Origin of the sequence: Azohydromonas caseinilytica, assembly GCF_012927045.1 — a bacterium.
Lineage (GTDB): Bacteria > Pseudomonadota > Gammaproteobacteria > Burkholderiales > Burkholderiaceae_C > Azohydromonas > Azohydromonas caseinilytica.
On the sequence record NZ_JABBFW010000027.1, the window covers coordinates 52,852 to 79,753 of the forward strand.

At 67.3% G+C, this 26,902-nt stretch carries 17 protein-coding genes and 4 pseudogenes; 8 read left to right on the forward strand and 13 right to left on the reverse strand.

Annotated elements, in window-relative coordinates; translation table 11 throughout:
• The first annotated feature begins 18 nt into the window (after window positions 1-18).
• Window positions 19-4,137: a chemotaxis protein CheB gene (locus tag HHL10_RS24490; protein ID WP_169163033.1), complete on the forward strand. Its 4,119-nt coding sequence runs from the start codon at window positions 19-21 to the stop codon at window positions 4,135-4,137.
• Between the two features lie 96 nt (window positions 4,138-4,233).
• Here the strand turns inward: HHL10_RS24490 and HHL10_RS30720 are convergent, their stop codons facing one another.
• Window positions 4,234-5,235: a sensor histidine kinase gene (locus tag HHL10_RS30720; RefSeq protein ID WP_169163034.1), complete on the reverse strand. Its 1,002-nt coding sequence runs from the start codon at window positions 5,233-5,235 to the stop codon at window positions 4,234-4,236.
• A 238-nt stretch (window positions 5,236-5,473) separates the two neighbouring features.
• Here HHL10_RS30720 and HHL10_RS24500 point away from each other — a divergent pair, with 238 nt between their 5' ends.
• Window positions 5,474-5,716, forward strand: a complete 243-nt coding sequence (locus HHL10_RS24500; protein WP_169163035.1) for a hypothetical protein — start codon at window positions 5,474-5,476, stop codon at window positions 5,714-5,716.
• Window positions 5,717-6,421: 705 nt separating this feature from the next.
• Window positions 6,422-8,422, forward strand: coding sequence for a site-specific integrase (locus tag HHL10_RS24505; protein ID WP_169163036.1), 2,001 nt, complete (start codon window positions 6,422-6,424; stop codon window positions 8,420-8,422).
• A gap of 1,091 nt (window positions 8,423-9,513) precedes the next feature.
• On the opposite strand, the gene HHL10_RS24510 is transcribed toward HHL10_RS24505, so the two are convergent.
• On the reverse strand, window positions 9,514-10,632 hold the full coding sequence (locus HHL10_RS24510; RefSeq protein WP_169163037.1) for a ParB/RepB/Spo0J family partition protein: 1,119 nt from the start codon (window positions 10,630-10,632) through the stop codon (window positions 9,514-9,516).
• The gene (locus tag HHL10_RS24515; protein ID WP_235971775.1) at window positions 10,632-11,825 is read right to left on the reverse strand and encodes a ParA family protein; all 1,194 of its coding nucleotides are present in this window, start codon (window positions 11,823-11,825) and stop codon (window positions 10,632-10,634) included. The genes HHL10_RS24510 and HHL10_RS24515 overlap by 1 nt, the downstream gene beginning before the upstream one ends.
• A gap of 660 nt (window positions 11,826-12,485) precedes the next feature.
• Here HHL10_RS24515 and HHL10_RS24520 point away from each other — a divergent pair.
• Both HHL10_RS24520 and HHL10_RS24525 read left to right on the forward strand, forming a co-directional pair.
• Complete coding sequence (locus HHL10_RS24520) at window positions 12,486-13,784, forward strand: replication initiation protein (protein WP_169163038.1); 1,299 nt, start codon at window positions 12,486-12,488, stop codon at window positions 13,782-13,784.
• A gap of 264 nt (window positions 13,785-14,048) precedes the next feature.
• Window positions 14,049-15,545 (forward strand): FAD-binding oxidoreductase, encoded by a 1,497-nt coding sequence (locus HHL10_RS24525; protein WP_169163039.1) that lies wholly within the window; start codon window positions 14,049-14,051, stop codon window positions 15,543-15,545.
• A 312-nt stretch (window positions 15,546-15,857) separates the two neighbouring features.
• Here HHL10_RS24525 and HHL10_RS24530 read toward each other — a convergent pair whose 3' ends face one another.
• From HHL10_RS24530 to HHL10_RS24540, 3 genes are all read right to left on the reverse strand, one after another.
• Window positions 15,858-16,742 (reverse strand): LysR family transcriptional regulator, encoded by an 885-nt coding sequence (locus HHL10_RS24530; protein WP_169163040.1) that lies wholly within the window; start codon window positions 16,740-16,742, stop codon window positions 15,858-15,860.
• 216 nt (window positions 16,743-16,958) lie between these two features.
• A complete protein-coding gene (locus tag HHL10_RS24535) occupies window positions 16,959-18,143 on the reverse strand; it encodes a M20 aminoacylase family protein (protein WP_169163041.1) in 1,185 nt (394 codons plus the stop codon).
• A 12-nt stretch (window positions 18,144-18,155) separates the two neighbouring features.
• The gene (locus tag HHL10_RS24540; RefSeq protein ID WP_375138980.1) at window positions 18,156-19,103 is read right to left on the reverse strand and encodes a tripartite tricarboxylate transporter substrate binding protein; all 948 of its coding nucleotides are present in this window, start codon (window positions 19,101-19,103) and stop codon (window positions 18,156-18,158) included.
• 524 nt (window positions 19,104-19,627) lie between these two features.
• Between HHL10_RS24540 and HHL10_RS24545 the strand changes: the two genes are divergently transcribed.
• Entirely contained in the window at window positions 19,628-20,062 is a 435-nt protein-coding gene (locus HHL10_RS24545; protein ID WP_169163043.1) for a universal stress protein, read from the forward strand.
• 41 nt (window positions 20,063-20,103) lie between these two features.
• Here HHL10_RS24545 and HHL10_RS24550 read toward each other — a convergent pair whose 3' ends face one another.
• The 3 genes from HHL10_RS24550 to HHL10_RS24560 all read right to left on the reverse strand — a co-directional run bounded on the left by HHL10_RS24550 (window position 20,104) and on the right by HHL10_RS24560 (window position 23,154).
• Complete coding sequence (locus HHL10_RS24550; RefSeq protein ID WP_169163044.1) at window positions 20,104-21,336, reverse strand: c-type cytochrome; 1,233 nt, start codon at window positions 21,334-21,336, stop codon at window positions 20,104-20,106.
• A gap of 240 nt (window positions 21,337-21,576) precedes the next feature.
• On the reverse strand, window positions 21,577-21,834 hold the full coding sequence (locus HHL10_RS24555; protein WP_169163045.1) for a VF530 family protein: 258 nt from the start codon (window positions 21,832-21,834) through the stop codon (window positions 21,577-21,579).
• Between the two features lie 69 nt (window positions 21,835-21,903).
• Window positions 21,904-23,154, reverse strand: a complete 1,251-nt coding sequence (locus tag HHL10_RS24560; RefSeq protein WP_169163046.1) for a DEAD/DEAH box helicase — start codon at window positions 23,152-23,154, stop codon at window positions 21,904-21,906.
• 172 nt (window positions 23,155-23,326) lie between these two features.
• Here HHL10_RS24560 and HHL10_RS30725 point away from each other — a divergent pair.
• Window positions 23,327-23,425 (forward strand): annotated as a pseudogene (locus HHL10_RS30725) (IclR family transcriptional regulator); the annotation flags it as partial.
• Window positions 23,426-23,460: 35 nt separating this feature from the next.
• On the opposite strand, the pseudogene HHL10_RS30730 reads toward HHL10_RS30725, so the two are convergent.
• From HHL10_RS30730 to HHL10_RS24585, 4 genes and pseudogenes are all read right to left on the reverse strand, one after another.
• A pseudogene (locus tag HHL10_RS30730) lies at window positions 23,461-23,871 on the reverse strand (FAA hydrolase family protein); the annotation flags it as partial.
• A gap of 102 nt (window positions 23,872-23,973) precedes the next feature.
• Window positions 23,974-24,388: pseudogene (locus tag HHL10_RS24575) on the reverse strand (DODA-type extradiol aromatic ring-opening family dioxygenase); the annotation flags it as partial.
• A 91-nt stretch (window positions 24,389-24,479) separates the two neighbouring features.
• A pseudogene (locus HHL10_RS24580) lies at window positions 24,480-24,783 on the reverse strand (aldehyde dehydrogenase family protein); the annotation flags it as partial.
• A 287-nt stretch (window positions 24,784-25,070) separates the two neighbouring features.
• The gene (locus tag HHL10_RS24585; protein WP_169163047.1) at window positions 25,071-25,259 is read right to left on the reverse strand and encodes a hypothetical protein; all 189 of its coding nucleotides are present in this window, start codon (window positions 25,257-25,259) and stop codon (window positions 25,071-25,073) included.
• A gap of 405 nt (window positions 25,260-25,664) precedes the next feature.
• Here HHL10_RS24585 and HHL10_RS24590 point away from each other — a divergent pair, with 405 nt between their 5' ends.
• Entirely contained in the window at window positions 25,665-26,555 is an 891-nt protein-coding gene (locus HHL10_RS24590; protein ID WP_169163048.1) for a glycine betaine ABC transporter substrate-binding protein, read from the forward strand.
• The last annotated feature ends 347 nt before the right edge of the window (window positions 26,556-26,902 follow it).

Here is a 26,902-nt window from a genome sequence, read left to right on the forward strand (position 1 = left end):
CGAGCCTGGAGTCCGCCCATGAGTGACGATCCAACCCCCAGCGGCGTGAGCGAGTCGAACCTCAAGCCCAGCCGGCTCAACTTCCCGGTGGTCGGCATCGGTGCCTCGGCCGGCGGCATCCCGGCGCTGCAGAGCTTCTTCAAGGCCATGCCGGCCGACTGCGGCATGGCTTTCGTGGTGGTGCTGCACCTCTCGCCCGAGCACAGCAGCAACCTCGCCAACGTGCTGCAGGCGGCCACGCCGATGCCGGTGGCGGCACCCGAGAGCGCCACGCCCCTGGAAAGCAACCATGTCTACGTCGTCACGCCCAGCAACATGCTGGCGATGAACGACAGCTACCTGAGCGTCAGCACGCTGGAGCGCGCGCGCGGCCACACCGTCACGATCGACCTGTTCTTCCGCACGCTGGCGGTGGTGCACCGCGAGCGCGCCTTCGCGGTGGTGCTCTCGGGCACCGGCTCGGACGGCGCGGTGGGCATTGCTCGCATCAAGGAGGAAGGCGGCGTGACGCTGGTGCAACTGCCGCAGGAGGCGGAGTTCGACGCCATGCCCCGGGCCGCGATGGCCACCGGTGCGGTGGACTGGGTACTGCCGGTGGCGCAGATGCCCGCCAAGCTCATAGAGCTCTGGGCCAACGCCCGCGTCATGGAGCTGCCCGGGGCGGCCGAGCTGGGTCTGCGCGTGGACGTGCCCCCCAGCGCCGAGGCCACGCAGGAAGCCGAGCAGGCGCTGCGCGACGTGCTGGTGCTGCTGCGCGCGCGCACGGGCCACGACTTCCGCAACTACAAGCGCGCCACGGTGCTGCGCCGGCTGGAGCGGCGCATGCAGGTCAACGGCATGCCCAACCTGCCGGCCTACCGCGCGTTCCTCAAGGACCACGCCGAGGAGGCGCCGGCGCTGCTCAAGGACCTGCTCATCGGCGTGACCAACTTCTTCCGCGACGCCGAGACCTTCGAGCAACTGCAGCGTGAGGTCCTGCCCGACCTCGTGAAGCAGGCGGCCGACTCGCCTTCGGGACTGCGCGCCTGGGTGGCGGGCTGCGCCACGGGCGAGGAGGCCTACACCGTGACCATGCTGCTCACCGAGCAGGCGGCACAGCTGGCGCAGCCGCCCCAGATCCAGGTCTTCGCCACCGACATCGACGAGGCCGCCATCGGCACGGCGCGGCTGGGCTGCTACCCCGGGGCCATCGAGACCGACGTCTCGCCCACCCGGCTGCGGCGCTTCTTCGAGAAGGACGGCCACCAGTACCGCATCCGCAAGGAGCTGCGCGAGAAGGTGATGTTTGCCGCGCACAACATCCTGCGCGACCCGCCGTTCTCGCGGCTGGACCTCATCAGCTGCCGCAATCTGCTCATCTACCTGGACCGCGAGGTGCACGGCGGGCTCCTGGAGATGTTCCATTACGCGCTGCGCCCCGGCGGCATCCTGGTGCTGGGCAGCTCGGAGTCGGTCGACACGGCGGCGCAGCTGTTCACGGTGGTGGACAAGAAGAACCGCATCTACCGCGCCAACCCCGCAGCGCGCACGCTCCACCAGGTGCCGGTGCTGCCCACGCTCAGGCCAGCCGGCCGCGTGCCTTTGGCCGCAGCGCCACGCGCGGCCCAGCCGGCCCAGGACTTTGCCGAGCTGCACCAGCGGCTGGCCCAGCAGTACGCGCCGCCGTCGGTGCTCGTCGATGGCGAGGGCAACATCGTGCACCTGTCGGATCGGGCCGGCCGCTTCCTGCGCTACGGCGGCGGCGTGCCCTCGCTGCAGCTGCTCGATCTGGTGCCGCCGGATCTGCGGCTGGAGCTGCGCACCGCGCTGTTCCAGGCTGCGCAGACGGGCAAGAGCGTGGAGGCGCGCCGCGTGCGTCTCACCAGCAACGGCCACAGCCGCTACGTGACGATGACGGTGCGCCCGGTGCAGGAAGCCGCGTCCGGCACGCCGCTGACGCTGGTGCTCTTCGACGAGGTCGAAGACTCCATGGCCGGCCAGGCGCACGCGCCCGACGTGCAGGGGCGGGACCCGCTGGTGACGCAGCTGGAGCAGGAGCTGCGCCGCGTCAAAGAGCAGCTGCAGGCCACCATCGAGCAGTCCGGGGCCTCCAACGAGGAACTCAAGGCCAGCAACGAGGAGCTGCAATCCATCAACGAGGAGCTGCGCTCCGCCACCGAGGAACTGGAGACCAGCAAGGAAGAGCTGCAGTCGATCAACGAGGAGCTCATCACCGTCAACCACGAGCTCAAGACCAAGGTGGAGGAGACGGGCAAGATCAACGACGACCTGCAGAACCTCATCGCCTCCACCGACATCGCCACCGTGTTCGTGGACCGGGCCATGAGCATCAAGCGCTTCACGCCCCACGCCACCAAGCTCTTCAACCTCATTCCCACCGACGTCGGCCGCTCGCTGCTGGACATCACCCACAAGCTGGACTACCCGACCCTCGCCGACGACGCGGTGGAGGCCTTCCAGTCGCTGCGCCTGATCGAGCGCGAGGTGAGCAGCCACGAGGGGCGCTGGTACCTCGCGCGCGTGCTGCCCTACCGCACCAGCGAGGATCGCATCGAGGGCGCGGTGCTGACCTTCGTGGACATCACCGGCCGGCGCCGGGCCGAGGAGACGATGCGGTTGCTGGCCGAGAGCACCAAGGACCACGCCATCCTCACCTTCGACCCCGAGGGCCGCCTGACGACCTGGAATCCCGGCGCCGAGCGCGTGTTCGGCTGGAGCGAAGCCGAGGCGCTGGGGCAGTTGGTGAACATGATCTTCACGCCCGAGGACCGCGCCAGCGGCCAGCCTGAAGCGGAGCGCCAGAAGGCGCGCGACCAGGGCCGCTGCGATGACGAGCGCTGGCACCTGCGCAAGGACGGCAGCCGCCTGTACTGCAGCGGCACGACCACGCCGCTGTACGAGGCCGGGCAGCTGCGCGGCTACGGCAAGATCGCGCGCGACCTCACCGGCAGCAAGCGCGCCGAGGCCGAACGCGAGGCACTGCTGCAGCGCACGGCCGCGGGGCGCGCGCAGGCGCAGGCGGCCAGCGAGATGAAGGACGAGTTCATGGCCGTGCTCTCGCACGAGCTCAAGAACCCGCTGAACCTGATCCAGCTCAGCGCCGAGCTGCTGCTGCGCGCGCCCGAGGCACGCGCGCTGCCGGTGGTCACGCGCGCGGCCGAGACCATCCAGCGCACGGTGCACAGCCAGGCGCAGATCATCGAGGACCTGCTGGACCTGTCACGGCTGCACACCGGCAAGTTGGCGCTGCACCGCACGCCCATGGACTGGGCCGCCACGGTGCGCACCATCACCCAGGCGATGCAGGAGGAGGTGTTGGCCAAGGGCCTCACGCTGGCGCTGGAGTTGCCGGCAGAGCCGGTGATGCTCGACGCCGACCCGGTGCGCATCGAGCAGGTGGTGTGGAACCTGCTGAGGAACGCGCTGAAGTTCACGCCCGCCGGGGGCCGCGTGGAGGTGCGACTGCGCTGCGAAGGCAGGTACGCCGAGCTGCAGGTGCGCGACAGCGGCCAGGGCATTGCGCCCGAGGCCCTGCCCCACGTGTTCGACATGTTCAAGCAGGCCGACCCGGCCGCGCGGCGCCAGGGCGGCCTGGGCATCGGGCTGGCGCTGGTGCGCAACCTGGTGCGGGGCCATGGCGGGCAGGTGCGGGCCGAGTCCGACGGGCCGGGCCACGGCGCCTGCTTCACGGTGTGCCTGCCGCTGGCCGGGCAGGCATCGCTGCTGGAGGACGCGCACCAACCCCCGGCGGCCCACCTGCGCGGCCGCCAGGCGCTGGTGGTGGACGACGATGCGCAAGCCCTGGACCTGCTGCGCCAGTTGCTGGAGCTCGAAGGCGCAAGCGTGCGCTGCGCCAGCGACGGCGCCACGGCCCTGGCGCTGGCCGAGCAGCAGGCGCCGGACTTCGTGGTCACGGACATGGTGCTGCCCGGCATGGACGGGCCGCAGTTGCTGCAGGCACTGCATCAGAGCCCGGCACTCAAGGCGCTGCCGGTGATCGCGCTCACCGGCATGGGGCGTCCCGCCGACGCGCGGCGCGCCATCGCGGCGGGCTTCGCCGCACACCTGCGCAAGCCCGTGACGCTGAGCAAGCTGCTGGCGACGCTGCGCGAGCTGCTGCCGCCACACCGGCAGTGAATCCGAACCGGGACACCGGGTGTACCGGCGCACTGGGCTGCAGCGCATTCGGGCAGCAAGGCCATCGGACAGGGCCGGGCTGGCGAGAACCGGCGCTCACACACGCAGCGGCGACCGATCCGCACCTTCACCGCCAACCCTGCGGACCGGTGGTGTTTCCTCGGGCGCGGCGACGGGCGGCACCGGGAAGCTCGCCAGCACCGTGGTGCCTTGCCCTGGCGCGGACTCGAGCTCCAGAGCGCCACCCAGCGCCTCGATGCGCTCGCGCATGCCCGTGAGGCCGAGCCGTCCTGCCGGCAGTGCAGCCGGGTTGAAGCCCACGCCGTCGTCCTCGATACAAAGGCTCAGGCGCGGACCACGCCTGGTCAGGAGCACACCGACATGGCCAGCGCCGGCGTGCTTGGCAATGTTCGTCAGCGACTCCTGCACGACGCGGTAGACCGCCGCAGCCACGGCAGGAGATGCGCAGCCCTTATTGAGTCCCCTGATGAGCAGATCCACCTGGACACCGAACAGGCTTGACCAGCTCTCCACATGCCGCGACACCGCCTCGGCCAAGCCCTCGTCGCCCAGCGTGGGCGGATGCAGGCTGAAGACGGCGCGGTCGAGCTCCGTGTCGGCCGCCGAGACCAGCGCCTCCAGCGTGACCAGCCGCTGGCGCATGGGGGCAAGGCGGCGGCTGTCCCGTGCATGCCCGAGGGCCAGCCGCATCGCGCACAGCTGTTGCCCGACGGTGTCGTGCAGCTCCCGGGCAATGCGCCGCCGCTCCTCCTCGATCAAGGCCATGGCGTTGGCCCGCTGCAGTCCTGCTTCAGCCCGTGCCGGCCCTGGTGGGAAGCTCACGACGCCGCTTGCCGCCTTCAGGCCTTCCACCAGGGGAGCGAGTTCGCGGATCTCGGATGTGCAGCGCACGGACTGGCGGACCAGCGCCAGGCTCTGCGTCATCGTGTCGAGCAGCCGGCTGCAGAGCTCGTCCCCGTTGTGCACATGGCCTTGCCGGCGCTGCACGAGGGCTTGCTGTTGCTCCACCAGTGCCTGGGCCCGCCGCACTTGTGCGGGCACCGCTTCCGCTGAATGCATCTCGCCCCCTTTTTCCACGCAATCTGACGAGGTTGCCCAGGATATGCCTGGGCAAGCCCTGGGCCTATTGCCCGGGCTGCCGAGAGCTGCGGTTCAAGGGGCTTCTTCCTCCCGCAAGCACCGTCCACCTCGTCCAGCGTCATTGCGCAACCAGCGCCGCCGCAAATGCCTTGAAGTAATACCCAGCCCATGGACGCCTCGTACAGCAGTCGCAGGACTTGCCGGCCAGCGTCAGGCACAGCAGGAGAGATGGCCCATGGACCTCTTCGAAACGGACGTGGAGATGGCCCAGCGCCACGTTGCCCAGGCCGAAAGGCTGCTGCAGCGTCAAAAGGTCCTGGTGGCGGCCCTGGCCGGGCGGGGCCGCGATGTCGAGACCGCACAACAGACGCTGGCCGTCTTCGAAGCCGCACTGGACGTCATGCGCCGGCATCTGGCGCTGGAAGAGGTCCTGGCGCATGGCCCTGCTGAAACGGGCCCTTCCAGCGCGGCTCCATGACGCAGGCTCCGGCATGCCGTCACACAAGGAAATCCGGCCCAGATCAAGAACGACAACGACGAGATCGTGCTCGACCGTCAAGCCGGCGACGTGCACCAGGCGCGCTCGCGGCTCAGGCGGGTTGAAGGGTAAGGTTCACGGCGGCGCCTTTGTTGCAACGGGGTGCCCCGCCAGCCGCCGGGCGAGGGACGGTAGCGTGTCGAACCACCGCACGACCCCGACCAAGCGCCGCTCGGCCCATGGATCATCGAGAGGAACGACGGCGAGCGCACCATGCTTGTCCCCCTCCTTCACCGCAGCCTGCGGCACCACCGCGACACCCGCGCCCAGCGCGGGCCATACGGCAGGCGGCGTCCAGGCCGCGCACTCGCACGCGCGTGTGCATTCGGCCACCCGCACGCGCCGCGTGCCCGGCCAAGGGTCCACCGAGCGCGCTGCCGCCGGAGAGCTCCACGAACTCGCTCCCCAGCGCCTGCGCGAAGGCAACCCGCTGTCGGCCCGCCAGCATGCGGCTTATGGCAGATAACTGTTAATAATCTTTAACGGCATAAACAACAGCCAAATGACTGTTGACAAGGCATCCAGCCGCTAAACTGAGACACGACAAGCACTTGCCCTGGGGCGCCGAAGCGCCCTCGCCTTCCGATGTCTGCTGCTATCCCCTCTTCTCTGCTTCGCGACCGACTCACGCGCGCCCACCTCGCCATGGCCCGCGGTTGGGTGCAGGGGCTGGAGTTGCGCGTCCTCTCCGAGCGCTACCTCGCCGGCATGGAGGGCGAAGACAGCACGGACCTGCGCGTGGCACGCCAGCGGCTGCAGCGCACGCTCGATGAGCTGGCCGCCGCGGCACGCCGCGCCGGCCTGAAGGGCGCGTCCACCCTGGCGCGCCAGGCTGCGCTGATCCGGGAGCCCCAAGGCGTGCCCTCGCTGGAAGAGTTCTCCAAGCGCTTCGACGCCGACTTTCACTCGCAGCAGGAACTGCTGGACCTCTACCAGACCGAGTATGGCCAGGCACCGGGGGCGGAGGCTGCGCGCCGGGCCGCCCGGCGCCGTGCCCGGCTGGTGCAGCGGCAACTGGAGCTCATCACCGAGCTCGAAGGCATCGTCGGCGAGGACCTGACCTTGTCCTCGCCGCTGGCGGCCTGGTTCGCCCCGGCCATCGCCGACCGGCTGCACCGGGCCGACCTGTTCACCGTAGCGCAGGTCGTGGACCGCATCCGCTCCGTGCCGCGACGCTGGTGGTCGGGCATCCCCGGCATTGGCGAGGGCAAGGGCCAGCGCATCCGCCGCTTCATCGAGGCGCACCTGGGGCCCATCGCGGCCGCATCAGTAGCCCCTGCCCTGCCTGCCCCAGAGGCCAGCGCTCCGGGCGGCGCGCTGGGGGCTATCAGCCCGGCACGCAAGGAACTGGCCGTGGTGCCGCTGGAGCGGCTGCACATGCCCTCGGACCTCAGCGGCGAGGACGGCGCGTTTCGCGCCCCCGTGGAGCGCTGCGCCATTGCCGCGCGCAACGACTACGACGCGGTCCACACCTGGCTCTCGACTAAGTCCTCCGAGCTCACCCAGGCGTCCTACCGGCGCGAGGCCGAGCGGCTGCTGCTGTGGTGCGTGCTGCAGCGCAAGAAGGCCTTGTCCTCGCTCACGCTCGACGACGCCCTGGCTTACCGCGATTTCATCGCCGACCCGCAGCCCGCAGCGCAGTGGATCGGCTCCAAAGGGGTGCCGCGCTTCGCGCCGTTGTGGCGCCCGTTTGCCGGACCGCTGAAAGTCTCGTCCCAGAAGCAGGCGCTTGTGATCCTGCACGGCCTGTTCGAGTGGCTGATCTCCACCGGCTACACCACCATCAACCCGTTCGCCGGCGTGCGCATCCAGGGCGCCACCCGGCCGGTGGCGGCATCCACCACGGCGGCCGACACTTCAGGCCTGGAGCAGGATCGCGCCAAGCGCAACCGGGTGCTGGCGCGCACACTGCCCACGGCCGCGCTCAAGGCGGTGCTGGAGGAGTTGCCCGCCCTTGAGCCGGGCGGACGGCACCGCCGCATGGCGCTGGTACTGCGCTTCCTGGTGTCGACGGGCCTGCGCATCTCGGAGCTCGCCGCCGCGCGGCGTGATCACCTGGAGTGGATTCCGCCCTCGCAACAGGGTGACGGCGGCTGGGTGCTGCACGTGGTGGGCAAGCGCAGCAGGTACCGCGAGGTGCCGCTGCCCGAGGACCTGGTGCACGCCCTGCAGTCCTACCTGGCCGCGCGGGGGCTGCCCGACGACCTGGAGCACGTGCCGCCGGGGACGTACCTCATTGGCAAGGTGGACGACTTGGTCCTGAAGCTACCCAGCGCCGGCCGCATGGAGGTGGTCGATGCCGCGGGCGGCATCGAGACCGTGACCGCGCTGCCGGACGGCACGCCGGCGTACCGGGGAGACGGCGTGCGGCCGCAGACCATCCACCACGACCTGCAGCGCCTCTTCGAGCGCGTGGCGCAGCGCCTGGAAGGCAAGGACCGGCTGGGCGCGCAGCGGCTGCGCCAGGCCTCGGCGCACTGGCTGCGCCACACCAGCGCGAGCACCGCGGTGGCCGCCGGCGTGCCGCTGGACGTGGTGGGCGCGCTGCTGGGGCACGCCAGCCTTACCACCACCTCGCAGTACGTGCACGCCGAGTCGCACCGCGTGGCCAAGGAGATGAAGAAGCTCTGGAAGCAGCTGAGCTGAGGTCTCCGGCGGCCTCGGAGAAGAACTTGCTTCCTGGTGCTGTACGGCTCAGCACTTCCCCAAAACGCCACCTTGCGCGGCTGCCCTCAGCGCTTCGGCATTGTCACCGGCCTCAAGTTCGCCGACGTGAGCCGAAACGCACCGGGCCTCAGCTGCGCGTGCAGATGAGCATGGGCTGACTTGACGCTGTCGCTCCACCTGCGGCAGAAAACGTTCTATCTGAATGGACGCGGGAGAGGTCACAGGCAGGCTCAGTCGGGACGGTGATGTCCACCCTATAGGGGGTTTTGGCTTCGTGTACCGCAGCGGCCGCATCCCATTTCTTGAGCCCGCGCCTCCTTTATTCAGCAACCGGGACAGGTCGGCAACGATCGCAGCGAAGCGGTGGGATGGACGGTCGCCCTGCGCTAACGACTCGCCTCGTCATGTACCGCAACGGCGCAGTGATTGACCCGGCACGTACGAGGTCGCGCGCTTTCGCCAACCTTTTGGGCCAAGCGCCCTTATCTCATGCCTCATCGGGTGCAACGGCTGCAGAGGTGGTGGACGGTCCACCACCCCTCCATGCCACAACTGTGACGCCGAAGTGTTTGGGTGGCAGGGCGGCTCCAGACTGTTCTCCTGGACAGAGCGGCAGAGTTGGCCCGCTCGGCAATGTCCCGAGTCGTCGCTGCAGTGAGTTTTCTCCCAACGCTGCGCGACGCAACTGATGCATTGTTGGATCAGTGCCCGTGTTGAGAACAGCTCAAAAGTCAGTTGGATCGAGTGGTGGACGGTCCACCACTGCGCTCACTCAACAGGTTCCCGGCCTTTGCGCGCATGTACGAAGATGAAGGCCGCTCCTGGGAATGAATATGGCGAGGCGCTGGCACGTACCAGTGGTAGACCGGTCACCAAGTGCTGCGTGGATGGTGCGGTGTGGTGTGGTGGACCGTCCACCACCTCATGTGCGTATGACGGCGCCACGGAAACGGCCTCATGGTGGTGGACCGTCCACCACTCTGCTGCCGTCTCGAACACCTGAATGGACAAGCGTTACCCGGTGAACAGCGAGCCAAGCCTTCCATGGCCGTCACTGCCCCCACCGTGGTCTATCTGGGAAGCAGCAGTTTGCGAAGCTCAACTGCAATATCTTCCCAGCGTTCCGGAGGCAGCAACGCAGCATCGAGCTCCAGAACGGTTCGACCATTCTCGCTGCGCACCGCAAGCCTCTGGCCCTTGCCAAGGTCGAAGCTATGAGGAAGAACGGTAGACGGAGTAGCTGCGGACTCGCCGTGACCTTCCGCAGCTGTAGATGACCGCGCCCTGCCCCTGCCCGCCAGGGCCTCGAAGATGCGGCGTGGTGGCAATTCCTTGAGCAAGGGGTCCGCAGCCACGCGCAGCACAGCATCGCGATCCCGTTCAACCGCTTCAGCCAGCACCGAAGCCCAGCGAAACTGGATGTCGTTGGGTGACGCGAAAGCGTTAACGACCTCCTGCGGAAGACTGGCAATGCGCATTGCCTTGGAAATGTCGCCGTGGTCGCGCCCTACGTGGGTAGCCAGCTGGCGCAGCGACGGGAACAGTCCCTCGTCGAGCGCGCGCCGGTACATCGCACCCTGCTCGTATGCAGACAGGTTCCGCCGGACCCGATTCTCACGCTCCATGAAACCGAAGAGTTCACGGTCGCCCACATCCTTCACAACCGCCTGGACCGGAAGGCCGAGCTCCAAGCATGCCCGGTGGCGGCGGTGTCCAAACACAACCTCGTACGCCGCACCACCCTCTTTCGCTCCAGCAACAGGCCGCACCATGATCGGCTGCACGTTGCCGCCGGCATCTTTGATCTCGGCCTTGAGCTCGTCATAGGCCTTGCCAGTGAAAGAGGCCTCGTGCCGGTTAGCCCAGCGGCTTGCCCGGATGATGCGCGCGTCGAGCACCACGGCGCCGCGTTGCTCACTCACACGCCGCACTTCCTCTTCAAGCTCGGCAATGCGTTCCTGCAGCGCATTGCCAGTGAAGATCTGCAGCGCGTTGTAGCCCGGGCCTGTCCTGGGCTTGGCCACCGGCGGCGCTGCCGCCGCTGCGGATACTGGCGCTGCGGCAGCGATTGCAGGAGCCGGCGCTGCCTGAGGCGTCATGCCAGGGTCGGCAGCGCCATCAGGTACAGCTGCCGAACGGCGCGGGACATTGCTCCAGTCGATGTCGTGGCCCTTTTTCCTGGTTGCCATCACGCGTCTCCGGCTTGTCCGAGCTGCTTCCGCCAGAACATCTGCGCCTGGTCCTCGATGAGTTCGACGAGCCGATCGTAGGCGTCGGTCGCGCGCTTGAAGGTTCTGGCTGAACCGCTTTCCACCTGGTCGTATACCGTGCCGAACTCAGCACTCGACGCGTTGGCCGCAGCGGTCTTGGGGATCTCGACGCTCACCAGCTTGTCGCCATAGGCCGAAGCCATCCACTTCTTGACCAGCAGGCTCGTCTGGTCGGCAGACTCCACCTTGGTTGGCAAGACGTCCACGAACGCGAAAGACTTGTGACCACCCCGCTGAGTGATGAGCTGGTTGGTGAGGTCACCAAACAGGTCCCAGAACTGGGCCGAGGAGGCAAAGTCCAACGGGTTGGGCGGCAGCGGCATGATGATCCCGTTGGCCGCCATCAAGGCGTTGATGGTCGTGTAAGACAGGGCAGGGGGCGTATCGATGATGATGAAGTCGTATTTCTCGCGTACTGCATCCAGCCCGTAGTCGAGCACGCTCCAGAACTCGAAGCCCGGCTCCTGCGTCTGCCTGGCCGGCAGCGCGAATTCCGCGCCGAAGAGGACAGGCGCTGCAGCCACCAGATCGATACCGTCCCAGTACGTGCCGCGGACGGCATAAGTGATGTCCGGCTGGCGCCCGGAGAACAACGGCATCACCGTGTCGTTGAGCTCCACCTCGGAGTCCGGCAGGATGCCCATGAGCGTTGTGAGACTGCCTTGCGGATCGCAGTCGATGAGCAGCACGCTGTGTCCCAACATGCTCATCCCTTGGGCCAGCGTGGCTGCGGTGGTCGTTTTACTGACGCCGCCCTTGAAGTTGCCGATGGCGATGGTGATGGCCGTGGACCCAGGCGGGCGCAGTTCGTTGCGCCGCATTTCGCGCACCCATACCCGTGCCTCCGCCAGTGTGAACTCTCGCCGCGCGCCGCTGGGGGTGAGCTTGCCGCTGGGCAGTTCGCCCCGGCGCAACCGGTAGTCCACTTGCGGCTTCTCCAGTCCTGTGAGCTCCATCAGCTTGGCGGTCGAGAACACCGGAGGCTTCTTGCGCTGTGTGGGTGCAAGCATCGTTTCGCGCGCATAGGCCACCACGTCCTTCACGCGCTCCGCCTGTTCCAAGATGGACGGCAGCGTGATGTCTTCCGTGGCAGCGAGCGGGGTAACTTCCAAGTTTCTTCTCCTTCAGCGCAATCACAGCGCATGTCGCACGATTCTAGAGGCAGATGCAGAAATCGCAGTACCTTCGCGTTTCTGCATCTGCATGGCATCGGATGAAGGACAGGACCAGCCTTGAAACGCGTCTGCCGGTTTCAAAACCTCTTTAAGAAGTCTTCAATACCTTTAAGACATTTGCGGCTGTGTATAAGTCAATTTTTGGTATATAGATCAACAGCTTATGAGCTGGACATGTCCGGTGTTTCAAGCCAACTTGTCCGGCGGTTTCAAGCAATGGGTCCGCCTCTTTCAACCCGGGTGTCCGTCTTTTTCTCGCGCCCTTGTCCTGTGGCACTGGCTCTGTGGATAACTTCTTCTGAACCCGGATAACGGCCTGAGCCGGTAGGGATGTCCGGCCTTTTCAGTCAAGCCAGATGCCCTGTTGGTCCGTGAAGTCCTGCTTTTTCTGTGAGGGTTTGCCGCCGTGGCCCAGGCAGTGTCCGGCTTTTTCAACCACCCACGCTACAGCTGCAGCGACGCGCGTCCGGCTTTTCCTGGCATCGCCTCCCTCGACCAGTCAAAGGATGTCCGGGTTTTTCAATCAGATCCGAAGTTAAAACCAAGTGCTCTGAGCCCCGTGCTGTCCAAGCAGCACTGGACATATACTCGGCACTCATGTCCAGCCGTAAGCCGCCCGTGCAGCCAAGAGAAGCGGGCAGCACGTTCCACAAGCCGGTGTCTGCGCTGGCTATCGTCCCGGTCAACCGCTCACTCACCGTCACGGCACGCAAGGTCTACAACGTGATGGGACGGCTGGCGCAGGCCGAAGGGGACACGCGGGAAGAGGGCTACGCGGCACCCTTGCATGCCATCCTTCACCAGTCGGGCACCGACAGCTCCGCCACGGCTTCGGCCAAGCGCTACCTCAAGGAAATGATGACGACCATCATCGAGTGGCGCCAGCTGTCTCCCGGTGACGTGATGCCGGGCGAGGCTGAGCGAGAGCAGGTGTTCACGCTGCTGTCGCAGGCGGATTTCTACAAGGTCGGGCGCGAGAACTGGGTGCGGTGGTGGTACCCGCCGGCTATCAAGCGCCAGATGCTGGATCCGGAGCGCTGGGCGCAGATCAACCTCGAAACCGTCGCACGGCTGGGCACCTACTGCGCCGTGGCGCTCTACGAAATCTGCGCCCGCTACCAGGGCGTGGGCCGGACGATGCGCCAGGACTGGACCTGGTGGCTGCCCGTGCTGCGTGGCACCGACCAGTCCAAGCTGCGGGAGTGGCGCAAGTTCAAGAATGAGTTCGTGACGCCGGCCTTGCGCAATATCAACGAGCTCTCTGAAATCGACATCGAGCTTGTCGAGCACAAGAAGAACGGCAAGTTTTCCGGCGAGGTGCAGTTCCTGGTGAGGCGCAAGGACCAGCGGCGTGCTGTGGCCTTGGAGGACAGGCAGCCGGTGGATGTGACCGTGCAGGGCAGGGCGTTGGCGCTCGATATCCGGGAGCATGACTTCGATGCTCTGGCCGAGCGCTACGGCCAGGAGGCCGTGGCGCGCGCACTGGACACGCTGGCGCAGCACGTGGCCTCGGCCAAGACGCCTGTCGTCAACCGGCTCTCGCACCTGAGATGGCTCCTCGGCGGCGTGCCGGACAAGCGCGCACCCGCAGCCACCAGCACCGCGCTGCCCGCGCCAAGGCCGAACGCTCCCGTCACCCCTGCAGTGGCGTCGGCCAAGCAGCCCGAAGCCACGCTGGCGCAGGAAAAGCTGGCTGAAGCGGAGCAGGCCTTTGCCGCGCTGCCGCGCGAGGAGCAGTTTCGCTGGCTTCAGCGGTTGCGTGAGGACCTGGTGGCGCGTGGCGTACAGCTCACGCCGCTGCTGCGCTCGCGGTTGGATGCGGGGCAGTGGCAGGCGCCCGCCGTGCGCTCTTGGCTGCTGCGCTTCTACGCCAGCCAGTTCGATAAGCAGGATTGAATCCGTGCAGAGCCGCCGGGCAAGCTGCCTCAAGACGCTGAATTGACGAGGCAGTGCAGGCCGTTTCTGATTCAACAACCCGCTCCGGCATTTGCCTGCTTGGCTCCTGCGCATCACATGAGCGAATGCCGCGGGTGCACTGTGCATTGCTGCTTGCGTAGGCGCTTGCTGTGACTGGCCGGCGTGACCAGTCCTGGCCGCCGTGAGTGGCACCGGCGAAGCTGATTGTCCCCAGCCGATCCGTGCACGGCCGGCATGCCAATGATGGTGAAGATCACCAGCGGCGCGATCGTGCCAATCAAGGCAATGCAAACCGCAGTGGCGGCCAGGGTTTCCGCGACTATTCGGGCGACCGGGCGGCGATATTTGTCTTCCCGACGATTGGAGCACGCCATGGCCAATCTTTCATCGAGCGTTGGCGATCTCGCGAGCCGCTTCAGCGGGCGTCTGCTGATGCCGGGAAGCGCCGAATGGGAAGCGGCACGCCGCGTGCACAACGGGCTCGTGGACAAGCATCCCGCGCTCATTGCCCAGTGCCTGGGCAGTGCCGACATCGCGAGCACTGTGCGTTTTGCTCGCGAGCGCGGACTCGAAATCGCGGTGCGCGCAGGCGGCCACAACGTCGGCGGCAAGGCCTGCTGCGAGGGCGGCGTGATGATCGACCTGTCACTCATGAAGCACGTGCACGTGGCTCCAGAGCAGCGAGCGGCGCGTGCCGCTGGCGGCACGCTCTGGGGCCACTTCAATCGGGAAACTCAGCTTCATGGGCTTGCGACGACGGGCGGCGTGGTGTCCACCACTGGCGTGGCCGGTCTTACCCTGGGTGGGGGAGTTGGCTGGCTGATGCCCAAGCACGCGATGGCCCTCGACAACCTCGAAAGCGTCGAGATGGTGCTGGCCGACGGCAACGTGATGCGTGCCGGCGCGCACGAGAATGCAGACCTGTTCTGGGCGGTGCGCGGCGGAGGGGGCAACTTCGGCATCGCATCCTCCCTCGAATTCCGTCTGCATCCCGTCGGGCCTGACGTCATCGGGGGGCTCGTCGCCTGGCCCGTCGACCGCGCGCCGGACGTGCTCAGGCTCTTTCGCGAGCTGGCCGCGAAGGCCAACGATGACTTGATGCTGGTCTGCGCACTGATCACCGGCCCGGACGCGACGACGAAGCTGGTCGCGATCGCAGCGGGATACTTCGGCGATGCCGCCAGCGGCGACAAGGCCGTATGGCCGATCAAATCGTTGGGCCAACCGGTGAAGGATGCGATGGGACCGATTTCGTACACCGCGCTCAATAGCATGCTCGACGTCTCATACCCGGCAGGTGCGCGCAATTACTGGAAGGCGCATTTCTGCGAAAGCCTGACGGACGAGGCGATTGACACGATTGTCGACGCGTTCATGCGCTGTCCCTCGCCGATGGGCCAGCTTCTCATCGAGCATTTCCACGGCGCTGCGAGCCGCATTGCGCCGACCGAGACGGCTTTTGCATTGCGCGCGGATGGGTTCAATGTGCTTGTGCTCTCGCAGTGGATGTCCCCGGCGGACGACGCCGTTGGCACCAAATGGTCACGCGATGCGTATGCGGCGATCCGCAGCTTCGGTGGTCCGAGCCGCTACCTCAACTACTTCGACCAGGATGACACGGGAGACCAGGCTCTGACGGCGGCGTACGGGCCCAACCTGCGGCGGCTGCAGCAGGTCAAGGCGAAGTACGATCCCGAGAACGTGTTCCACCTCAACGTCAATATCCCGCCGAAAGCCTAGAGTCTTTCTGACCGAATGAACCGGCCAGGGTCGGCAGTTGCCGTCGGTCCATTTCGGATCGCCCAGCCGTTCTCGCGCAGCAGCGCACGCCCCGGCCCGCGGCGGCCACGAGTCCGCGGAGCTGCTCCTTGGCGGGCGGCGTTTTCAAGCACTCGACGATGGTGGGCTCGATACCGGCATGGCGGATAAAGGCCAGCGTGGTGCCACACGCGCCGCACGTGACCCGCTGACGGTATCAAGTGCCAATATCCTGGCTTGCTGCAATGCACGGTACCTCGGCGCCATCCATCACCGAATCGGCCTGCGCTCAACTCAATCGTGCAGGTATTCCTGCACCAGCTTGCGCACCAGCGGCATGGCGGGCGCCTCGGTGCGCCCCGCAAGCGTGACGACAGCGAAGCGGGCGGTGAAGTCCAGCGCCGGCTGCAAGGGAAGTTCCACGAAATCCGGCGCCGCGGCGCGGATCGCGAGCAGCACGGTGTCGCTGTCGCGTGCCACCTCCACCAGGGCCGGGATGTCCTCGCAGCGCAGCGTCACGCAGCTCGCGGGGTGGGCCGCACGGCCGTAGCGCTCGACCAGCACGCGCGCCACCTCGTCGCTCAGCGGCGTGGAGGCGATGGGGTACTGCTGCAGTGCCGCGAAGCGCAGCGCACGCTTCCAGCGCGTGAGCGGATGGTCCGGCCGACACAGGAAGGCGCCCCGCAGTTCCGTCACCGCCGTCACGCGCAGGTCCGCGGCGGGCGGCAGCGAGCGGGCGTCGATCACCAGCGCGTCGAGTTGCCGTTCACGCAGTGCCTGTAGCAGGTGCTCGATGGGACCGCGCACGATGTCCAGCCGCAGGCCCGGATGCCGCGTGGCCACCGTGCGCAGCAGCGGCGTGGACAGGATCGCGCTGGGACCCGAGCCCAGCCCCAGGCGCACGGCGCCGGCCTGGCCCGCGCTCATCTGGCGACCGCTGGCCACGAGCTCGTCGGCCTCGAACACCAGCTGCCGTGCGCGCTGCACCACCTCGCGTCCGAAGGCCGTGAGTTCGCTGCGGCGGCCGGTGCGGTCGAACAGCGGCTGGCCCAGTTCCCGCTCCAGCGCCTGCACGCTGCGGCTGAGCGCCGGCTGCGTGATGCACAGCGCCTCGGCCGACTGGGTGAAGGAGCCGGACTCAGCCAGCGCGATGAGGTGCCTGAGCTGAACCAGGGTCATGGTGTGCGCACGCGATGCAAGGGGCGCATCGTAGCGGCGCTCACCATGCACCGGCTTCATCCTGACCTTGCAGTCAGACACGCTCGCAGCCGACCAGCACGCGAAAGCGACCTTCGCCGCTGCATCAGGACGGGCTGCCCCCCGGCAGAACCGCGGTGGCAGCCAGGTGGGTTTCGTCCGATCAGGCGTCGGCTCGCGCCGTGGACCGACGCCGCATCAAGACTGGTTGGCCTCCTGGACGAGGAAACGCTGCGCCAGCTTTACCCAGAAGGCCGCGCCAATCGGGATGTTGGCGTCGTTGAAGTCGTAGCCGGGGTTGTGCACCATGCACGCCCCCGCGCTGTCGCCGTCGCCGTTGCCGATGAGCACATAGCTGCCCGGCACGCGCTCGAGCATGAAGGCGAAGTCCTCGCTGCCCGTGAGCGGCTCGCCCTGCAGCGTGACCTGCTGCGGCCCCAGCAGCTCCAGCGCCACCTCGCGTGCGAGGGCCGTCTGCCCGGGGTCGTTGACCAGCACGGTGTAGCCGCTGCGGTAGTCGATCTCGGCACGCACGCCAAAGCTCTCGGCCTGCGCCGCCACCAGCGCGCGGATGCGATCCTGCAGCAGCCGGCGAACGTCGCGGTCGAGCGCGCGCACCGACAGCTCCATGCGGGCCTGCTGCGGGATCACGTTGTTGGCCTGGCCGGCCTGCAGCGCGCCGACCGTGACCACCGCGGCCTGCAGCGGATCGACGTTGCGCGACACGACCGTCTGCAGCGCCATCACGATGGAGGCCGCGGCCACTACCGGGTCGGCCGCGCGGTGCGGCATCGCGCCATGGCCGCCGCTGCCGTGCAGCGTGATCGTGATGTAGTCGGAGGAGGCCATCATCGGCCCCTCGCGCAGCACGAGCCGGCCTTGCGGGATGCCGGGCATGTTGTGCATCGCGAAGATGGCGTCGCAGGGGTACTTCTCGAACAGCCCGTCCTCCAGCATGCGCAGCGCGCCGCCCAGGCCCTCCTCGGCGGGCTGGAAGATGAGGTGCAGCGTGCCGTCGAAGTCGGCAGCCGCCAGCAGCCGCGCCGCGGCCAGCAGCATCGCGGTGTGGCCGTCGTGACCACAGGCGTGCATCAGGCCCGCGCGGCAGCTGGCATGCGCCAGGCCCGAGGCTTCCTGGATTGGCAGCGCGTCCATGTCCGCGCGGATGCCCAGCCGGCGCGCTCCGGTGCCGCGGCGCAGCCGGCCCACCACGCCGGTGCCGCCCAGGCCCTGCCCGACCTCGTAGCCCCAGTCCCGCAGCTTGTCGGCCACCAGTGCACTGGTACGGTGCTCCTCGAAGCCGAGCTCGGGATGGCGGTGGATGTCGCGGCGCAGCCGCACGAATTCGCCCGACTGCTCGGTGCTCAGGGACAGCAGGTCCATGTCGTCTCCTTGTCACTGCGCCTGCAGCTTGATGTCCCGCGCAATGCGCCGGTAGCGGGCGGTCTCGGCCTCGAAGAACTTCGCCGACTCGGCCAGCGACATCGCCGGAGCCGCCGTCTGGCTCTGGGCAGCGAGCTGGCTGCGCACCTGCGCGTCCTGCAACACGGTGGTCATGGCCTGGTGCAGCCTCTGGACCACGGGCGCGGGCGTGTCCTTGCGCACCATCAGCCCCGACCAGATCGTGTAGCTGAAGTTCCTGAGCAGCCTGCCCTCGGCAACGGTGGGCACGTTGGGCAGCAGCTCCGAACGCTGGCTCCCGAGCTGCCCGAGCACCTTGAGCTTGCCCTGCTCGGCCAGCGCGCTCATGGCCGCGGAGTAGACCAGCACGGCAAAGTCCACCATGCCGCCGCCGAGGTCCTGCAGCACCGGGGCGTTGCCCTTGTAGGGCACGTGCTGCAGCACGGCGCCCGTCTGCCTGGCGGCATCCTCGACGACGAGGTGGTAGAGCGAGCCGATGCCCACGCTGCCGTAGGTCAGCGGCTTGCCCTTGGACTTGCGCGCCAGCTCGATCAGCTCGTCAGCCGAGCCGGCCGGCAGATCCTTGCGCGCGACGAGCACCAGCACGGCGTTGCCGATCGGGTGCACGAGCGTGAAGTCCTCGGCCTTGAGCTTGACGGCGGCGTTGGCCAGCGGCGAAAGAATCACCTCGTTGGGCGAACCCTGGAACAGCATGCGGCCGTCCGCCGGGGCGGCCAGCACCTTCTGCGCCGCCAGCGCCCCGCTGACACCGCCCAGGTTGTCCACGATCACCTGCTGGCCCAGCGCCTTGCCCAGCGGCGCGTTGACGATGCGGGCGATCGCGTCGGAGGGGCCACCGGCCGGGTAGGGCACCATCAGCGTCACCGCCTTGTCGTCGGCCTGCGCGGCCGTGCCGCACAGCGCAGCGGCCGCCATCACCATGAACGCGCGCCTGCCCCTGTCGAATCCCACCATCGCTGTCTCCTGATCTGCCGCTGTGGCGCGGCCGTTGGAAAGCAGGTTAGTGACGCCGGTTCAATAAATCCAATGCATTGTTTGCAATCCATTCATGCCTCTAAAACATGGAGCATCCGGGATTGCCCCCACTGGCCTTGCCGGGCAGCACAACGGCAACTGTGGTGGACGCCAAGCAGCATTGTTGCCTTGGCCCACCGCTGTGCGCTGGCCGTGGCGGCCGGTGTTTCGAGCCATCAGCTCATACATCAGGCCAGCCGCCACGCCCCCGGTCTTCTGTAACGGCACGCCGGCCGGTTTGGGCATCCAAAGCGTGCTCGCACTTGTTCTGTTGCGATGTGACAAGCCCCGCTGAAGGACGTGAGCGCTGCGCGACATGGTGCGCAGCAACCCCCGCAGTCGCTACTGACAAGACCCAGGCGACCCAGCAGGGGGAAGGCTCCATACTTGCCGTATCGTCCCCCGAGGGGCAGTTGCGGCAGGAGGAAAGTATGTTCACCCGCATCCTGTTTCCCACCGATGGTTCCGATGCCACGCCCAAGGCCCTGCGCTATGCCCTTGATCTGGCCAGGCTCTGCGGGGCCGAGCTGCACACGATCAGTGCCAAGGAGCTGTTTCCCTACGGCGCCGTTTCTGACCTGCAGCCCACGCCGCCGCAGGAGTTCCTGCAGGCGCAGGAGCGCACCGCCTCCGAACGGGTCAAGGCCGTCATGGAGGCCGCTCAGGAAGCCGGTATTCCCTGCCGTGCCAGCACCGTCGAGGCGGCGCACCCATGGGAGGCGATCTGCGACTATGCCGGCCAGCACCGTTGCGACCTCATCGTCATGGCCTCGCACGGCCGGCACGGCTTGGCCGCGCTGTTGCGGGGCAGCGAAACCCCCAGAGTGCTCGGGCATTGCGGCGTCCCGGTGCTGGTGGTGCGTTGAAGGTTGGAAGCGAGGGCGCCACCCGCCAGTACGGATCGGCCTCAGAGCGACTTGAGGTACTGCACCAGATCGGCCATCTCCTGGGCGCTCAAGCCCAACGCCTTTCTCGTGTTGTAGGTCTGCACGACCTGCTCCAGCGTCGCTGCCGTACCGTTGTGGAAGTAGGGCGGGTGCTGCCACACCCCGCGCAGTGGCGTGGTGCGGTACATCTTGGTCGCGCTGCGCGAGGCGAAGCTCGGCGCGCCGTTGGGCTCGGGCTCGCTGACCACCTCGGTGGGGGCGTGCAGGCGCAGGTTCGCGTCGGTGAACGCCGGCCCGCTGTGGCAGCTCACGCAGCTGCCCTTGGTGTTGAAGATCACCCGGCCCCGCTCGGCCGCCGCCGCATCGAAACTGCCCATCGGCGGTGCCGGCGGCCGCAGTCTGAGCTGATAGTGCTCCAGCGCCGGCAGCTTGCCGCTGACGAGGTCGTCCGTCCCGTTGGTCACGGTGACGCCGATGCGCGGGTCGGTGAAGCTGCCATGGCCGCCCATCTGCGTCACGGCGACATAGCGGTTCCAGTAGGCGATGCGGTGGCCGTCGCCGGTGTAGGTGATGCTGTGCAGGCCCTGCAAGCCGTACGCGGGCGGGATGAGCACGGGAGCGCTGATGCCGTCCAGGTTGAAGCGCGGGTCGTAGCGGCCCTTGCCCCAGGACCGGTAGATGGCCTTCGTGGCTTCGCTCAGCGCGGGCGACAGCGCGATGATCGCACCCGGGTTCAGGTCGCGGTTGGGCCATCCGTCCAGGCGCTTGCCGATGCCCGGGGCGAACGAGTTGTCCACGGTGGAGTGGCACAGCGCGCAGGTCACTCCCAGCCGCGTGAGCCGGTCTCGGCCGCCGACGCTCTCCACGCGGCCCTTGAGGCCGACGACGGCATCGAGCTTGAGCAGCGCCACGGTCGTGTCCGGACTCGTGAAGCTCACGGTGCCCTGGGCGATACCCCGCCGGACCTCATGCGGCAGGGCGCTGACGTCCACCTTCAGGCCCACCGACAGCGCAGTCCTGGGGTCCACAGTGGTTCCAACCACCTCATGCAGGCGCAGCTGGTCACTCCAGAAGGTTTCATTACCAAAGGTCTCATGGCGGAAGATGTGCTTGCCATGCCCCTTGCCCGGCGGCGCCGGGACCTTGTGCTGCTGGGCGAGCGACATCGATGCCTGCACGGCGTCGTCAGGCGCCGAGCCGCCGCAAGCGCCGACCACCACGGCGCATAGGATGGGTACCCAGAACGATTTCATCGCGACCTCCGGTTCGACAACCACCCTGGAGGCTCCGCCCCAATGCGGAGCCGGCGCTGAAGCAGACAGGGCTGGTTGGTGACGGACGTCACGAGAAGGCAGGACGTTTCCGCCCTACCGCCGGATGGCGCGGGTGAAGACCAGGAGCCTCATGCGCGGCTTCGATCCGGCGCCAGGTGACCCGGGGCTGGTGCCGGCCGCGCAACGTCGCTGCGTAGGACAGAGGTATCCGAGCCGTGCTCAACTCCGCTGCTCGCGTCGGCGCTCACGCAGCATGAAGAGGTAGAGGCTTTCGACCTTTTCCCGCGCCCAGGGCGTCTTGCGCAGGAACTTCAGGCTCGACGGCACGCTGGGCTGGCTGCTGAAGCAGCGCACGGGTATGCGCTCAGCCAAGCCGGCCCAGCCGTAGTGGGCGGCCAGCGCCGTGAGCATCATCTCCAGCGTGATGCCATGCAGTGGATTGCGTGGCTGGGCTGGCGGGGCTGCAGTGGTATTCATCCCGCATTTTCGCCGCTGGCTCCTGACCCCGGTGCGGGACACTCGCGTTGGCCGGGCAGGACGGCCAACCTAGCGCTTCGACGCCTGGTGCGCGGCTTCGCGGGCCTTGTCCTTCTTGCTCTTGCGCTTGCCCTTGATGCCGCCTTCACCCGTCGCGGCAGGTGGCGGCGCGGCCGGTGCTGCAGCGGACTCGAAGCCCGGAACGCGCTCGCGCGGCACGCGCTGCTGCTGGCGCTTCTCGATCAGCCTGAAGTGGGCTTCGGACTCCGGGGTGACGAAGCTGATGGCCACGCCGGGCTGCCCCGCACGCCCCGTGCGGCCGATGCGGTGCGTGTAGTCGGCCGCCGAGCGCGGCAGGTCGTAATTCAGCACCGCCGGCAAGGCGGCGAAATCGAGCCCGCGTGCCGCCAAGTCGGTCGCCACCAGGACCTGCAGCCGGCCGGCCTCGAAGTCGGCCAGCACCGTGCGCCGGGTACCCTGGGCCAGCTGCCCGTGCAGCGCCGCCGCGGCGATGCCGGTTCGCTGCAGCTTCTCGGCCACATGCCCGGTGGCATGCTGCGTGGCCACGAAAACCAGCAGCCGCGGCCATTGGTGCTGTGCCAGCAGATGGCGCAGCAGCGTGGTGCGGCGCGGAGCGTCCACTTCGATGGCGCGCTGCTCGATGGCAGGCCGGGCCTCAGGCTCGGGCGGCAGCTCGATGCGCAGCGGCTCGTGCAGCAGCCGTGCGGCCAGCGCCTGGACCGCCGCAGGGAACGTGGCGCTGAAGCACAGGTTCTGGCGCCGCGGCGGCAGCAGCGCCAGGATGTGCGCGAGCTCGTCGGCAAAGCCCAGGTCGAGCAGCCGGTCGGCCTCGTCGAGCACCAGCGTCTGCACGCCGCCGAGCTTGAGCGCGTTGTGCGCGACCACGTCCAGCAGCCGGCCCGGCGTGGCCACCGCGATGTCGGCACCGCCGCGCAGTCCCATCAGCTGCGGATTGATCGACACGCCGCCGAACAGCACCGCGATGCGCGCCGGGGTGCGCAGTCCTTGGGACAGCTCTCGCAGCGCCGCGCCGACCTGGACGGCAAGCTCGCGCGTCGGTACCAGCACGAGGGCGTGCAGCGGGCGCGCCCCGGGCTGGCCGCGCTGCACCAGTTGCTGCAGCAGCGGCAGGGCAAAGGCCGCCGTCTTGCCCGAGCCCGTGTGGGCTTGCGCCTGCAGGTCGCGTCCCTGGAGTACGGCCGGTATGGCGCTGGCCTGGATGGGCGTGGGTGCTGCATAGCCACGCTCGTGCGTGGCGCGAACCAGGGCGGGACACAGGCCCAGGGAAGCAAAGGACATGGGAGCGGGCCGCGCAGCGGCAACAGCAAGATGGACCGGTATTGTCCGTGCCCCGGACACGGTGATCCGCAACGCTGCACAAGTTCAAGCGCAGTTCGCTGCGTCAGCTCAGCGAGCGGCTGCGCCAAGGTGACCACTCGGCTATGACGAGATCCGCCAGAGCGGCTTCGTGGTGCTCTCCAGTGAACGCGAGCCGGGCCCCACCGGCATCTCCGCGCCGGTGTGGAATGCAGCAGGCGAGCTTGCCGGCGCGCTGACCTTGACGTTGCCGGAGCGACGCATGAAGCCGCAGCTCACGGACGCCGTGCGCGAGGCGATGATCTCCAGCGCCGGGCACACGTACTCGGTGGCGGCCAGCACGTCGAACAGCGTCACGCCCGGCCCGGCCAGCGGCTTGCCCAGCACGAAGGCCGACTCCACCTCCACGCGCGGCGCGATGAAGCGGTCGATGGGAATGTCGCCGCCTTGTTCGAAGAACAGGTCGTCCATCAGCGGGGCGTAATCGGGCTCGTCGATCCGCGACGAGAGCTGCATTGCGCGCGAGGTCAGGCCAATCTTGCGGCCCCTGATGCGGCGCCCTTCAGCGAGCTCAAGCGTGACCCACTCACGCTGGATGGCATAGCCGTCCTCGATGGTCATCTGCGGATGCTGCGCGGAGAAGTGGCGCAGCTGCGTGCGGGTCTTGCGCGCCTGGTGGAGCTGGCGCGCCCAGCGCCGCGGTGATGTCCTGGCAAAGCATGCTCATGCCTTTGGAAACAGGGGGTGCAGCGAGCTGTTCTTGGCGTCGAAGACCTCCGGGCCCTCGTCGGTCTGCAGCGTCACGCCCACGTGGTGGATCTGCAGCAGCGGGCGCAGCTGCGCCATCGCCGCGGCTGCGAGCGTCGTCTTGTCGTGTGCCAGCGTCTCGACGCCCTGCTCGTTGCACACGCGGGCCAGCAGCCGCCCCAGCCCGGGGTTGCCGGGGCAGGCGAAGGGCAGGTTGCTGATGAAGTGGGGCAGCTCGCTGCTGGTGTAGACGCCCTGGAAGTGCTCGGCGCAGTTGACGTGGTAGTTGGCGTTGACCAGCCAGTGCGCGTCGAACACCACGATGGTGTCCACGCCCGGCTCGCGGCAGCGCCGGCCGATCTCCTTGTGGCCGTCGATGGCGTCCTGGCAGGTGCCCTTGTCCGTCGAGCTCGCTCAGGTACATCGACGGGACGCGGGTGATCTTGCCCACGGGTGCGAGCTTGCCCATGCTGAGTCTCCTTGGTTTTGCGGTCATGTCGCCTGCCGTCGATCCGAAAGCGGGCGGGTCTTGAGGTCGTGGAACCGCGCGGCCGCCAGGCCACGCCCCAGCGGGGGATGTGGTGCGAACCCATGCTGACCGCGACGTTCTTTGGGCTCCAGGAACACCTCGTAGCTCCAGGTGCCGCCTTCGCGCCCGGTGCCCGAGGCGTTGGTGCCGCCGTAGGGCTGGCGCAGGTCGCGCACGTTCTGGCTGTTGACGAAGCAGATGGTGGCGGCCACGCGGTACGCACGGCCGATGTTCTCGGTTCACACGTAGCTGGACAGGCCGTAGGCGATGTCGTTGGCCTTGGAAATGGCGTCGGCCTCGTCGCTGAATGGGATCAGGCACGCGACCGGGCCGAACGACAAGCGATCTCATCGCGGCAACAAGGCCGCTCTGCCCAGCAAGCCTTGCGCGGCCCGCGGCCTGTCGATGACCCGGCGGCGTCGCTGGGCCAAGAACTGAGCGGACGTGAAGTACTGCTCTGACGCATGCCGGCGCGTCAAGGCGGCGCATGGCTGAACCACTCAACCAGCTCGATCTGGTTGCCTAAGGCAACCAAGCTGGTGATCCAGCCAGCATGCCGCGGTGCGACGGCATCTTTCACGCGATTCTCACCATGGGCTGCCCATACCCTGCTCGAAATTGCTCATGCCAGCACGCAGGCTACAGTCGCCCCCACGGTCTTCACCGACGGGTGGTCTACGGCGTTGCAGCAAGCTTCATCAGCGCTCAAAGATTGCCTGTAGCCACTGGCGGTCGTGCCAATCAGCGGCTGCGCCGCCATGGTTGAGAGCGCCTCAAGATAGTTTTCGCTGCGACGCTCGGCAGTCTTCACGATCGTTATTCGGTTGCCTGGTGGGCTGAAGAAATAGATCGGGCAACCCGTCGGCATTGCATGCAAAATACTGATGATTGACGCCCAGCCGAGATTGGGTCGTTGAGCGGCAGGCGGCGGTTAATGAAAGGCGTTGGCAGCTGTCAGGCCTGGAACCGACTGATGCCGGTACAGCATGGGTACGAGAGCACTGGGGCACATTACCGGCGGTGAAAATACACTGCTTGGCCCGAAGTCCTAACCGAAGCTTCGTCGCTTTCGCATCGATATTCTGGAATTTGATGCAGATGATCTTGCAAAAGCATGTCGAAATCGGACATTTTGGCGTCGCTTGGATGTAAGCAACCTGGTTGGCAGCTATTAATCTGAGGCAGGTACCTTAAACCGCTGTTACCGGAGACCTCCATGAGCGACGACAGAAGGCTGCTGAATCGCCGTAATTTCATTGCCGGCACAACAGCCACACTGGCTTTGGCTGGTACGCCATTGTCCGTGCTGGCCCAGGCAAAACCGATCCGCATTGGCTGGACCGCCTGGGCTGATGCCGAGGCCGTCACCAATATTGCCAAGCTGATCCTGGAGCAGCGCTTGGCACAGAAGGTCGAACTGGTGATGACGGACGTCGCGCTGCAGTACGCCGGCCTCCAGCGTGGCCAGATCGACCTCATGCTCATGGCCTGGCTGCCGGGCACGCACAAAGGTTATTGGGACAAGGTCAAAGGTGAGGTTGAAGACCTTGGTCCGCTCTACACCGGTGCCAAGCTGGGATGGGCCGTCCCCGAAGAAATCCCGGCTTCGATGCTTCGCAGCATCGAAGACTTGAAAAAGCCTGAGGTGCGTGAAAAGCTGGGCGGCCATATTCAGGGCATCGACGCCGGCTCCGGGTTGATGAAGCTGTCGGAGACAGCGGTCAAGACCTACGGCCTTGACTACAAGCTGCTCACGGCCTCCGACGCAACCATGGTTTCTGCGCTGGACCGGGCCATTCAGCGCAAGCAATGGATCGTGGTGACGACATGGTCGCCGCACTGGATGTTCTCGCAGTACAAGCTGCGTTACCTGGATGACCCGAAACAGGCGCTGGGCGGCACGGAGTCGATTCATGCCCTGGCGCGCAAGGGATTCAGCGCCGACTTTCCCAAGGCGGCTGCCTTCATACGAAATCTCAAAGTTTCTCTGGCGGACCTCGAAACCGTGATGCTCAAAGCGAGAAGCACCAGCCCCGCCAAGGAAGCCGCTGCCTACGTCGCTACGCACGGTGAACTGATTGACCAGTGGCTGGTCGCTGCCAAGTAGTTCTGCACCGGACACTCAAAGGCCTTGCTTGCGACCCAAGCGGGCCTTTTCGTGTTGCGTCGGGAATCCCCGGCCATGAGCGACTTGCCCGAGACACAACTCATGTAGTGGCGGCAAAAAGCCCAGACAGCAGGCCCGCGATGGTGTGCTCGGGGGCATGGACATGCAGCCGCCCGTCGTCGTGACGCACGGCGCTGAAGTTGTCTGTTGATGGACGGGTGCGTGCCGGACTAGCGCTCGACCTCGATATTGCTCAGCGGCTTGCTGCAGCAGGGCAGGAACCAGCCCTGCGCCACCTCGCGCGGGCGCAGGCCGCCGCCCTGGTTCATCTCCACCTCGCCGGCGAG

Coding starts and splice junctions, on each gene's coding strand:
- HHL10_RS24490 (WP_169163033.1), top strand. CDS start 19: ATGAGTGACGATCCAACCCCCAGCGGCGTGAGCGAGTCGAACCTCAAG.
- HHL10_RS24500 (WP_169163035.1), top strand. CDS start 5,474: ATGGACCTCTTCGAAACGGACGTGGAGATGGCCCAGCGCCACGTTGCC.
- HHL10_RS24505 (WP_169163036.1), top strand. CDS start 6,422: ATGGCCCGCGGTTGGGTGCAGGGGCTGGAGTTGCGCGTCCTCTCCGAG.
- HHL10_RS24510 (WP_169163037.1), bottom strand. CDS start 10,632: ATGGCAACCAGGAAAAAGGGCCACGACATCGACTGGAGCAATGTCCCG.
- HHL10_RS24520 (WP_169163038.1), top strand. CDS start 12,486: ATGTCCAGCCGTAAGCCGCCCGTGCAGCCAAGAGAAGCGGGCAGCACG.
- HHL10_RS24525 (WP_169163039.1), top strand. CDS start 14,049: ATGGTGAAGATCACCAGCGGCGCGATCGTGCCAATCAAGGCAATGCAA.
- HHL10_RS24530 (WP_169163040.1), bottom strand. CDS start 16,742: ATGACCCTGGTTCAGCTCAGGCACCTCATCGCGCTGGCTGAGTCCGGC.
- HHL10_RS24535 (WP_169163041.1), bottom strand. CDS start 18,143: ATGGACCTGCTGTCCCTGAGCACCGAGCAGTCGGGCGAATTCGTGCGG.
- HHL10_RS24540 (WP_375138980.1), bottom strand. CDS start 19,103: ATGGTGATGGCGGCCGCTGCGCTGTGCGGCACGGCCGCGCAGGCCGAC.
- HHL10_RS24545 (WP_169163043.1), top strand. CDS start 19,628: ATGTTCACCCGCATCCTGTTTCCCACCGATGGTTCCGATGCCACGCCC.
- HHL10_RS24550 (WP_169163044.1), bottom strand. CDS start 21,336: ATGAAATCGTTCTGGGTACCCATCCTATGCGCCGTGGTGGTCGGCGCT.
- HHL10_RS24555 (WP_169163045.1), bottom strand. CDS start 21,834: ATGAATACCACTGCAGCCCCGCCAGCCCAGCCACGCAATCCACTGCAT.
- HHL10_RS24560 (WP_169163046.1), bottom strand. CDS start 23,154: ATGTCCTTTGCTTCCCTGGGCCTGTGTCCCGCCCTGGTTCGCGCCACG.
- HHL10_RS24590 (WP_169163048.1), top strand. CDS start 25,665: ATGAGCGACGACAGAAGGCTGCTGAATCGCCGTAATTTCATTGCCGGC.